The sequence below is a fragment of the Halanaerobium polyolivorans genome (assembly GCF_020711195.1).
In the GTDB taxonomy this organism is placed as follows: domain Bacteria; phylum Bacillota; class Halanaerobiia; order Halanaerobiales; family Halanaerobiaceae; genus Halanaerobium; species Halanaerobium polyolivorans.
This window is the reverse complement of sequence record NZ_JAJFAT010000026.1, coordinates 1-11686: the sequence shown is the minus strand read 5'-3', so window position 1 is coordinate 11686 and position 11686 is coordinate 1. Positions and strand designations below refer to the sequence as shown.

At 30.0% G+C, this 11686-nt stretch carries 7 protein-coding genes; 6 read left to right on the top strand and 1 reads right to left on the bottom strand.

Features of this window, described 5'->3' with window-relative positions:
- Window positions 1–100: 100 nt before the first annotated feature.
- Window positions 101–877, bottom strand: a complete 777-nt coding sequence (locus LJ207_RS11770) for an enoyl-ACP reductase FabI (protein ID WP_229346696.1) — start codon at window positions 875–877, stop codon at window positions 101–103.
- A 438-nt stretch (window positions 878–1315) separates the two neighbouring features.
- Between LJ207_RS11770 and LJ207_RS11765 the strand changes: the two genes are divergently transcribed.
- The 6 genes from LJ207_RS11765 (at window position 1316) to LJ207_RS11740 (ending at window position 11517) form a co-directional block, all read left to right on the top strand.
- The gene (locus LJ207_RS11765; RefSeq protein WP_229346695.1) at window positions 1316–2335 is read left to right on the top strand and encodes a Fe(3+) ABC transporter substrate-binding protein; all 1020 of its coding nucleotides are present in this window, start codon (window positions 1316–1318) and stop codon (window positions 2333–2335) included.
- A gap of 32 nt (window positions 2336–2367) precedes the next feature.
- On the top strand, window positions 2368–4017 hold the full coding sequence (locus LJ207_RS11760) for an ABC transporter permease (protein WP_229346694.1): 1650 nt from the start codon (window positions 2368–2370) through the stop codon (window positions 4015–4017).
- Window positions 4001–4633 carry an ABC transporter ATP-binding protein gene (locus tag LJ207_RS11755; protein ID WP_229346693.1) on the top strand — a complete coding sequence of 211 codons (633 nt, stop codon included), beginning with the start codon at window positions 4001–4003 and terminating at the stop codon, window positions 4631–4633. The genes LJ207_RS11760 and LJ207_RS11755 overlap by 17 nt, the downstream gene beginning before the upstream one ends.
- Window positions 4634–4840: 207 nt before the next feature.
- The gene (locus tag LJ207_RS11750; protein WP_229346692.1) at window positions 4841–5722 is read left to right on the top strand and encodes a cation diffusion facilitator family transporter; all 882 of its coding nucleotides are present in this window, start codon (window positions 4841–4843) and stop codon (window positions 5720–5722) included.
- 31 nt (window positions 5723–5753) lie between these two features.
- Window positions 5754–7604 (top strand): HD domain-containing phosphohydrolase, encoded by a 1851-nt coding sequence (locus LJ207_RS11745; protein WP_229346691.1) that lies wholly within the window; start codon window positions 5754–5756, stop codon window positions 7602–7604.
- Window positions 7605–7767: 163 nt separating this feature from the next.
- Entirely contained in the window at window positions 7768–11517 is a 3750-nt protein-coding gene (locus LJ207_RS11740; protein WP_229346690.1) for a DUF445 family protein, read from the top strand.
- The last annotated feature ends 169 nt before the right edge of the window (window positions 11518–11686 follow it).

The window sequence follows — 11686 nt, the reverse complement described above, 5'->3', positions numbered from 1 at the left end:
ATTAAATTTAAAAATTAAAGAGATAATAAGATTCAATCGGTGCTATTTAGATTTCACAACATTTGTCAAAGAGCCAAATAATTTAAGTAATTTTAATTCATTAACCAGTTATATTAAAGCCACCATCTACATGCACAATTTCTCCTGTTACCATAGCTGAGAGATCACTGAGCAAATAAAGGGCACTAGCAGCAACCTCTTCCTGTTTGACCAGTTTTCCCATAGGTGATTTTTGCTTAAAATTTCTCAGCAAATCTCTAAAATCAGAAATACCACTAGCAGCTCTGGTTAAAATTGGTCCAGGAGAAATAGCATTAACTCTAATTCCATCCTGACCAAGATCAGCTGCCAAATATTTAACAGAAGATTCAAGGGCTGCTTTTGCAACTCCCATTATATTATAATTAGGAATTACTTTTTCTCCTCCATAATATGTAAGAGTAATTGCAGCTCCACCTTTTTCTTTCATAAAAGGGTATGCCAGCTGCAGAGCTTTAACATAAGAATAAACACTTATTTCCATACTGCGCAAAAAGCTGCTTCGACCAGTATCTAGATATTTTCCTTTTAAATCTTCTCTACTCGGACCACCGGCAATGGCATGAACAATAAAGTCAACTTCACTTCCTAATTCTCTGCCAATTTCATTAAAAACTGCTTCAAATTCCTGATCATTTGTAATATCCAACTTATGATAGCTTTTTGCTTCAATTTCTTTAAATAGAGGAATAACTTTTTTAGCTATTTCTTCATTTTGATAGGTAAAGCTAAGCTCAGCTCCTTCTTCCTTTAACCTTTCTGCAATCTTCCATGCTATTGACTTTTCATTAGCGACTCCCATAATTATACCTTTTTTGCCTTGCATTAAATCAGACATATTTATTTCCTCCCAAATTTAAATAATTAAATTATAGTTGAGCTCTAAATTTTTTATCAAGCTATTATTCTTTTATTTTGCATAAATATAGTATATTACTAGAAAATAATTATAGCAAATTTTTAAAACTAAAAATTTTTAATAATGATGCTTTTTTCCTTTTAACTTTGTCAGAAAAAAGGCTAATCTATAGTTATGAAAATCACAATATTTGTATTATACCAAAATTTTGCAAAAAATTCAATAATAGAAACAGTGACTATTTTTCAATATCAACTATCAGTAATTATTACTGATAGTTGATATGACAGGGATGATAAGGTGTTATTTTTTAAAATAAATCTTGACAAAACTGATATGATTAGTTATAATTCATATTGCTAGCATTGATAATGGTTTTCAATTAGAACTATAGATAAAATATCAGGAGGTTAGATTATGAAAAAAATTATAGTTTTATTTTTATTAACTTTTATAGTCTTTACGAGTTTTAGTGGAGTTGCAGCTGGAGAGCTAAATTTATACTCTAATCGTCATTATGATACTGATCAGGAAATATTAGATCGCTTTACTGAAGAAACAGGTATTAGGGTAAATGTCTTAAAAGGAGATTCTGATCAATTAATTGAAAGAATTGCTAGAGAAGGTGAAAACTCACCAGCAGACCTTTTAATTACTGCAGATGCAGGTAGATTACATAGGGCTAAGGAAAGAGGAATATTACAGGCAGCAGACAGTCAAAAATTATTTGATAATATTCCAGCTAATTTGCGAGATAAAGATGATTACTGGTTTGGTCTCACAATGAGAGCTCGAGTGATTGTTTATGCTGATGACCGAGTTGACAGCAGTGATTTATCAAGTTATGAAGAATTAACAGATGAAAAATGGCAGGGCAAAATAGTTGTTAGATCATCAGAAAGTATTTATAATCAATCTTTACTGGCTTCATTTATTTCCCTTTATGGAGAAGAGTGGGCAAGAGAATGGGCTGCAGGGATTGTTAATAATATGGACAGAAGTCCAAGGGGTAATGATAGATCACAGGCTACTGCAGTAGCTGCAGGTGAGGGAGATCTTGCTATTATGAACACATATTATTTAGGAAAAATGATTAATTCTGATAATCCCGCTGAAGTTGAAGTTGCAGAAAATGTGTCTATTTTCTTTCCTTCACAAAATACCGGTGGAACCCACATTAATGTCAGTGGAGTTGCTTTAGCAAAACATGCTCCTAATAGAGAAGAGGCTCTTAAACTGATGGAATATTTGAGTGAAGAATCAGCCCAGAAGTTTTTTGCAGAAGCAAATTATGAATATCCAGTAAACCCAGCTGTTGAAGCATCTGAATTACTTCAATCTTGGGGAGAATTTGAGGTACAGGATATTGATTTAACCGAGCTAGGGGTTCACAATACTAGAGCAGTACAGCTATTTAATATGGTTGGTTGGCAGTAGTTTAAAAATATTTTTAATTATTGGGTGGTAATATGCAGTTATTAAAAAAATTAAAAAAAGGCTCACCAGGTTGGTATATTTTAACATTAGTAATTATCTTTTTTCTTCTGCTGCCTAATTTTAATATAATCATTAATCTTTTTGCGGAGGTTAGTGAGAATTGGGAGCATGTAAGAGAATATTTGCTGATAAATTATTTTCATAACACTTTAATTTTAATCCTGGGCAGTGGTTTTTTGAGTGCTTTATTAGGAGCGGGATTGGCCTGGCTAATAATTGCATATGATTTTCCAGGGAGAAGATTTTTAAATTGGGCTTTGATCTTGCCTCTTGCAGTACCACCATATATAGGAGCTTATGTATATGCGGGAATCTTTAATTTTACTGGCCCAGTGCAGAGGCTTTTAAGGAATTATTTTTCAATAACAATTGAACAGAGGTATTTTGATTTAATGAATCTCAGGGGAGCAGTATTTATTTACACAATCTTTCTTTTTCCTTATGTATATTTAATGACAAAAGCCTTTTTAGCAAAACAATCTTCTTCTCTGCTGGAAAGTTCAAGGTTGCTCGGCAAATCCGATTATTCAATTTTTTTAAAAATTATTCTTCCTCTTTCCAGAGGAGCAATAATTGCAGGAAGCAGCCTTGTTATAATGGAAGTTTTAAATGATTATGGAGTAGTAAAATATTTTGGCATCAGTACATTTACAACCGCTATTTTTAACAGCTGGTTTGGGATGGGAGATCTTGCTACATCTGTAAGGCTAGCAGTTACTGCTATGCTTTTAATAGTTGTAATTCTATTCATAGAGAAGTTATTAAGGGGTGGACGCAAATATAGTTATTCAACATCTAAGCTTAGGCCATTAAGAAGGAGACAATTAAGTGGCAGGTCTAAATTTTTGGCAATGTTTTTAAGCTATTCAGTATTTACAGTTGCTTTTATAATTCCAATGTTTCAGCTTATATATTGGAGTATTTTAAGTAGAGGTGGTAATTTTAGTGAGGTGCTCAACCATGCTTTGACTTCATTTTTTACTGCTGCTGGTGCAGCTGCCATAATAATCATCGGAGCAGTTATTGTTGCCAATACAGCCAGAATGAGTTCAAAATTAATCGCAAATATCTTAGGCAGAATAACCATCCTAGGATATTCTATTCCTGGAGCTGTGATAGCAGTAGGTATATTATTATTTATGCTGCAGCTTGATCTTTTATTTGATTATCTGAACCTTTACTTTGGAATTGAAACAAATCTAGTCTTAAGCAGTACTTTATTAATGCTTATTTTTGCTTATACAGTTCGATTTTTAGGAATAGCCTTTAATTCAGTAGATAGCGGTTATGATAAAATAGGTGAGAGCTATTTTGAAGCTGCTAGGACTTTAGGCAAGGGTGTAACTACAACATTTTTTAAAGTAGATTTACCAATGTTAAAACCAGCCTTATTAAGTGGATATTTACTTGTATTCATTGAGGTTATGAAAGAATTACCATTAACATTGATTTTAAGACCATTTAATTTTGATACTCTTGCTACTAGAGCATTTGAATATGCAAATGATGAAATGATTTATAGAGCAGCAGATTTATCTCTAGTTTTAATTATATTTTCTGCACTTGCTATTTATATAATTACTCACCAGAGAAGGAGGAGAAAAAATGCAGCTGAAAATTAGTGATTTAAGTTTTAGTTATAATAAGAAGGAAAAAGTTTTAAATGATTTTAATTTAGAAATAAACAAGGGTGAGGTTGCTGCCCTGGTTGGCAGGAGTGGAAGTGGGAAAAGCACTATTTTGCGTTTAACTGCAGGCTTAGAAATCCCTGATTCTGGACGTATAGAAATAGCAGGTAAAACAGTAGTTGATGAGCAAAAATTTTTGGCTCCTGAAAAAAGGAAGGTAGGAATGGTTTTCCAGGACTATGCATTATTTCCTCATTTAAATGTTTATCAAAATATTTCTTTTGGGATAGACCATCTTAGTAAAAAGAAAAGAAAAGAACGAACTGCAGAACTGCTTGAACTGGTTAATTTAGCTGGTTTTGAAAAACGTTATCCACATCAATTGAGTGGGGGTCAACAACAGAGGATTGCTCTTGCTAGAACTTTAGCGCCTGGTCCTAAGTTACTGCTTTTGGATGAACCCTTTTCAAATCTTGATACAGAATTAAGGGATAAGATCCGAAAAGAATTGAAGAGCATAATAAAAGAAATAGGAATAACTACAATCCTGGTTTCTCATGATAAAAATGATGCGGAGTTTATGGCAGAAAAAGAAATTTTACTCAATTAAGAGTTTTGTCTAATTAATCTTTAAAAACTAAACTAAGACTGCTTTCAAGAACTTTCAATTAAAAGCAGTCTTATTTTTATGGGATATAATGATTTTGTCTTAATGATAATTGCGATTATTAGTTTTAATTGGTATAATTAATTGACTGTGAAATATAGCAAATTTAAGAAATCATATGAATATTTTTTAAAATCTAGGAGTGGTTTTGTGCTGGAGCAAAAAACAAGGTATCAAGAAGGAAAAAAAGTTTCATATATTAGTTTAATAGCCAATATATTATTGGCAATTTTAAAAATTTCTATAGGCTTATTAGCTGCTAGTACTGCATTGATTGCAGATGGTTTTCATTCAGTATCAGATATGGCTTCAACTCTAATTGTTTTAATTAGCATGAAACTTTCTGAAGCGCCGGCAGATAAAAATCATCCCTATGGCCATGAAAAAGCAGAAGCATTAGGAACAAATCTTCTGGCAGTTATATTAATTATAACAGCCGTTTTTCTCAGCCGTGATGCTTTTTTAACCTTAATTAGTGGGGAGATTTCTCAGCCAGGATTTTTAGCTCTTGTTGTAGCTTTTATTTCTATTCTTGCTAAAGAGTTACTATATCGCTATACTATTATTGTTGGCAAAAGGATAAATAGCAGAGCATTAATTGCTGATGCTCATCATCATCGTTCAGATGCATTGTCATCCATTGCTGCTTTAATCGGTATAGCTGGAGCCAGAATGGGCTTTAGGGTTTTAGATCCTTTGGCCGGTTTAGTGGTAGCAGTATTAATATTTAAAGTAGGTTATGATATATTAAAGGCAACTTCTTATGAATTGATGGATGGAAGGCCTTCTAAAGAAAAAATTACTACAATCCACAAAACAGCCGAAACTATCGAAGGGGTAATCGATGTTTCAGATATTAAAATCAGGAGCTATGGTCCAAGGTATATAGTTGATCTAAAGATAGTAGTAAGTGGTCAGCTTACGGTTAGGCAGGGTCATAATATTGCAGCAGCTGTTAAACAAAAAATTGTCTCGGAACATGATGATGTAAAAGATGTATTGGTTCATGTTAACCCAAATAGTGTTCACTGATTCAAAATTAAAATAAAGAGGAGAATTCAAAGTGCTTAAAATAGTTTTGATTATTAATGATTTAATTGAAAAGGCAAAGGTTAAATCATACTTAAATAAGCTTAATAGCTCTCAGGAGCAGTTTGAATTTCAATTGGTAGCTGAATTTAATGATAGTTCTGAAGCTATCAATTTTCTTTATCAAAATCGGGAAATAGATATTTTGATTATCGAAAATTCTTTAAAAGGAATTTATTCTGGCATAGATTTTGCACTACTTGCTGAAAAAGAGTTTCCTTATTCTAGTATTATCTTAATCAGTGAAGAAAATGATAATTTAAATTTATCTGAATATCAGCTAAATAATCTTAATTCAGTTTTGACAAAGCTTTCAAATAGTGATAGCTTTATAAATTCTTTGCGGATGACTGCTATTAAACAGAAACAAAAACTTAAAAACATGGCTGAAAACAGAAAGATATTAGAAGACTATCAAAAAATAATAGATTATAATAATGATGCTATTTTCTTACTTGAATTAGATGATTCAAATAATTTTTATTATACAAGAATGAATCAAAGCTGCCTGGATTTAACCGGATTCAAAAATAGAGAACTTGAAAAATATAAAACAGATGATATATTTTCATCAGAAATTGCTGAAGAACTAAAAGAAAATATCAATCGCTGTGTAAGAGAAAAGCAAAAAGTCAACTTTAAAAGTAGTTTGGTATTTTCTAGTTCACAAAGAATCTGGGATATAAACCTTTATCCAATCCTAAAAAATGATATAGTAAAAGAAGTAGTTGGTTCATTAACTGATATCAGTGAAATAGAAAGGAAAAAGAAAAAATTAAAATATTGTTTGGAGCATGATATCTTAACAGGACTTTATAATAAAGATTATTTTATCGACAAATTAAAAAATTTAGAGATAAAAGAAGAAGCGGTTTATTCCTTTTTATTTATAAATATTGATTCTTTTAATTTATACAAGAACTTTTATGGATTTGAAAAAGCTGATGAATTATTAAAAAAATCTGCTGAAATCATCAACAAGATATTTAAAGCTAATTCTCTTAAAGCTCAGATTGATAATGCTCTTTTTGCCGTGCTTTTAGAGAACAGGTCTAAAAATGAGCTTATTTCAGCTGCTGAAGCAATAAAAAAGGAATTTTCAAAACTAAAGTTAAATAATATTAAATTTGATATTTCAGTTTTAATAAAAAGCAGTAACTCTGAGCAAAAAACTTTGTTAGATATTTTTAAGATTAGTATTGATGAGCTAAAAAGCATTGAATATAATTTGAGAGATAGTCAAAAAAGTCTTTTTTATAAAAGTCATTGCGATTTTATAGAAAAAAATAATTATAATAATCTACATCACAGCAGTAATCTCTTGGAATTAAGCAAGAAAACAGTTCTAGAGTTTAATCTAAATGAAGAAGCAAGCAGAAAATTTATGCTTCTAGCAAAATTACATGATATAGGCAAGTTAACTATTGATAAAAATATTTTGAAAAAAGGTGCTTCTTTAAATAAATCAGAGTGGAAAAGATATCTAAGCCATGTTGATAAATCAGCAATTTTTGCTGCTTCTTATTATGATTTAGCAGAAATCTATGATTTGATTTATCATCATCATGAACATTTTGATGGAAGTGGCTATCCAGCAGCTTTAAAAGAAAAAGAAATACCTTTTTTAAATAGACTTTTTACACTGCTTAATTTTTATGACAATCTTAAAAATAATCTTTATTATCCTTTTAAAGAAGATAAATATTATTTTGCTGCTTTAACAGATCAAGAAATAGCAGCAGAAATAGATAAATATAAGGGAAAGGTCTTTGATCCTAAACTCAGTGATAAATTTATAAAAAAGCTTATAATAGGGGATAAATAAAGCATTAGGCAAAGTTATCCACAAGTTAATAACAAAACAGGTGTTTTATCCACAGTTGTCAACAATTAATCAACAGATTTTGTGGACTAAACTAAGAACTTATTAACAACTTATCCAGAGTTGTGGATATCAAAAATGATTATCATTACAGGAGGACATGATTATGTTTTTAGATATTCCAGCAATTTTAGCTGCTGCAAGTACAGGTGCAGTTACTGGCTATTTAACCAATAATTTAGCATTAAAAATGATATTTAAAAAATATGGACCTTTTGGTGGAGTAGTAATAAAAACCAGAGATGAGTTTATAGAAAGCATTTCTGAGTTAGTAGAACGAGATATTATCAATCATGCTACCCTCAAAGAAGAGTTTTCTAAACCAGAATTTAAAAAGAATTTAAATAAAACTGTTAAAGATCTGCTAAAATTTCATCTTTATCAGCGCAGTAAAGCAGAAAAATTAGCAGAATTTCCGGCCTGGGAAAAAAATTATCAGCTGAGCACTAAATATTTAGCAGAAAGATTAGCTCAATATTTTGATAATTTAAGCTTAGAATTAGGCAAGAATTATCAAATGGTTGATTTAATTGATGAAAAAGGCTTAACTGAAATTATTGAGAATTTTTATTTTGATTTTATAGAAGCAGTAGAAAGTAATAAACTATTCAAAAAAATACTGTTTGATATTTATGTGGAAATAAAAAATAAGAAGCTATCTACTTTATTAACTGAAGAAAGCAAAGCAGAATTAAGTGATTTTTTAAAGACTTTTGCTGCAGAAATAAATAGAGCCTATAGTTCTGAAGAAGATAAAGCTGCTCTAAAAGCAAGTCTTAACAATCTGCTTAATTTAGAAAAAATAAGCAGTAGCTTGATTGAGAAAATAAAAAAAATTAAAATAGAAGAGCTTTTTAAAGCAGAAGCCAGTCTAGAAGAATTTAGGCGTAAAGATGAATTTCAAAACATTATTAAGGGAATTATAGCAAACTTTAAAGTTGAAATCGAAAACTCTGATTTAAAAATAGCAGATTTAATCTCTCCTCAGCTGGAAAAAAATATAGAAGAAGATCTTAAGCTAATACTTATTCAAAGCAAAGCGGAAATCATTAATTTTATCAGAGCAAATGAAGCAGAAATTGAAGAATTTATATTTAGAGCAGTAGAAGAAGAAATAGAGTTAAGCAGCGGCTTTAAAGCAATGAGCCGTTCTGCTATCTATAATAAATATCAAGAAAATATAGACGAATATGGTCGTCCGGTGGATTTAATCATTAATTATCTAAATGATTCTCTCTCTAAAGAAAATAATGACCTTATTAATAAAATTTTAAATCAGATTAAAACAAAAAACATAGCTTTATTAAGTAGTTTTATTAAAACAGATATTACAGCAAAAAAAATCGAAGCTTATTTCTTTAATTTTTTAAAAGAAAATAAAGCTAAGTCTTTAGAAGATATTTTTTCTCAGGACTTTTTTGATAATCAGAATCTTGAAAGCAAATTATTTGAGCTGCTTTTTGTATTTATTCAAAACACACTGTCAGACCAAGAATTATTAGAACTATTTATAGAAAACATTTTTGATTTGCCATTAGAAAGGTTAATTAAAACTGAGCATTTTTCTCAAAAAGCTGCCTTTTTAGAAAAAATACTTCTGGATAATTTGAAAAATAATTCCCTTTTTATTGAGCTCTTGTTTAACTATATTAATAATAATGCTTTAGTAGATTTGAATAAATATATTAAAAATAACCCAAACAATATTTCTGAACAATTAGAAAATAAATTTTTAGATTTAGAAAGTGAAATTGGCTCTAAAGAACTGCGAGATTTATATAAAAACTTTACAAAAGATAAAAAGAATATCCTTAAACTAAGTGATGAGTTATGTGCTTTTTTATATAATTATCTGCCAGAAGTAGTTGAGGGCAGTATCGCTCAAACAGCTTCTGCAAATCTTAAGCAACTTTCAGACCAAGAAGTACAAACTGCGATTGAAGAATTTATCGGCAAAGAGTTGAAACCTATCACTTATTTAGGGGCTTTGCTTGGTGCAGCAGCTGGAGTTATATTCAATTTAACCGGTGCAGAATCTGCTCTTATGGCTGCATCTCCAGTCTGGGTAGATTATTTATCATCTGCACTTTTATATGGTAGTGTTGGTTGGTTGACAAATGTATTAGCCATTTGGATGATTTTTAATCCTTATCAGGAAAAATATATTGCTTCTTTTAAAGTTCCCTTTACTCCAGGTGTAGTAGCAAAGAACAGGAATAGATTTGCTGATTCCATGGGTTCTTTTGTAGAAAAAGAGCTGCTTAAAGCAAATTCTGCAGCAGATTTAATAGAGAATAATAGAAAGGAAATTACTGATAAGGGGCTGCAGTTTTTCAAAGATCAGGACTATCAGCTTTTATTTAACTTATTAAAAAAGAAGGATAGTTTAATTGCAGATGCTTTGCTTAATTTTTCTGCTGAGCAGATTTCTGAAGCTAAAACTAAGATCTATTTACAAAAATACATTAATTCAATGCTCAATGATATTTTAGAAAATGAAATTAAAGCTATTAATCTAGAGAAAATAAGCAGCGAAATTCTTGATCATAATAGAGAAAAGATTAATTTCTCAACCGCTCAGTTAGGCCAAGATCTATTCTCAGTTGAGAAACTAGCAAATGCTTTAGCTGGTGAGTATACTTTAAGTTTAAGCTCAAATCGCTTTAAAGAAATTATTAGTGATAAAAAGATTTTTCCTTTTGCAAAATATCTTCTCCCCCAACTTTTTAAATTGGATTTAAGGCTAGATTTAAATGATTTGCTTTTTCCATATTTAGTAGAGAATAAGACTGGTCTTATTGAAGCAGCAAAAGGCCTTTTATATGAACAGGAAGAAAATATTTTGCAGAAATTAAAATTTAAAAAAGATGAATTAATAGAGCTAGAGAAAAGTAAAGAAGGTGGACTCCTTAAAAATACAATTATTTCTGGAGCGATATTGATGGCTGATCTAGATGGCTTTATAGATTCAGTTGGCAGGAAGATTTTCAATCAATTTTTACCAGAATTTCTGGAAGATAAAGATCAAGAACTAAAAAGCTATTTAGAAAAACATCTTAATAATTTAAGAGAAGAAGAACTTGCTAGTTTAAGCAGTTTTAATTTTTCAGCTTCAGCAGAATATTTCTTTGCTTCTGATAAAGGTGAAAAGTTTTTAAATGATCTAATATTTTTAAATGAGACTGAAATAGAAAAACTTGCTCAAAATTTACTTAAAGCTGAAAACAAGGAATTATTTAATTTTAATTTTGAGGTCAACAAGCTAGAATTAGAAAAATTTATAAAAAATCAATTTAGCTTAGAACAAAAATTAAAACTTTTAGTAGATTTGAAAAATATTTTTTCAGAGCAAAAAATTAAAAAAGAAATTAAATATCTAATTAATAATGAGCAGTTAGCAAAAGCAGAAGAAAGATGGGGTGCATTTGCTGCTGAGTTAAGTTTAGCAAATAAAAACTATATATCTTCTCAAGCAATAGCTAAAATTACAGATAATCTTAGCTCAAGCTTGGAAAAAGATGATTTTTATAATAATGTACATGCAGAGACTAAAGATTTAGTGGTTGATTTTATCAATTATTTAGAAAAGGAAATGGATAGAGAAAGCTTAAATTATTTGTTAGAATTATTTTTGCAGAGTGGAATTGATAGTTTAATAGTTAATTCTGAAGAAATTGTTGAAAGCTTAGAATTAAAAGAATTAACTGCTGCTGAAATAAGAAAAATGGACCCTGCAGAAATTGAAAGCACATTTAATAGTTTTGCCGGTCATTACTTTAATCAACTAAAACAATACGGGTGGTTTGGGGGAATTTTCGGTTTGCTCCAGTTGTTGCTGAGGACATTTATTTTGTAGATGGGTTTTAAAATTCCTCTATTATAATTCCTCTATTATAATAATTATTGGATCAAAAAATACAAATAATTCATCTAATTAAAGCATAAAAAAAGTTAGTGTAAAATTACTTTTGGAGATTCAAAACTGAATCATAAAAAAAATAGAAAGAAGACTCCCTTTTTGATAA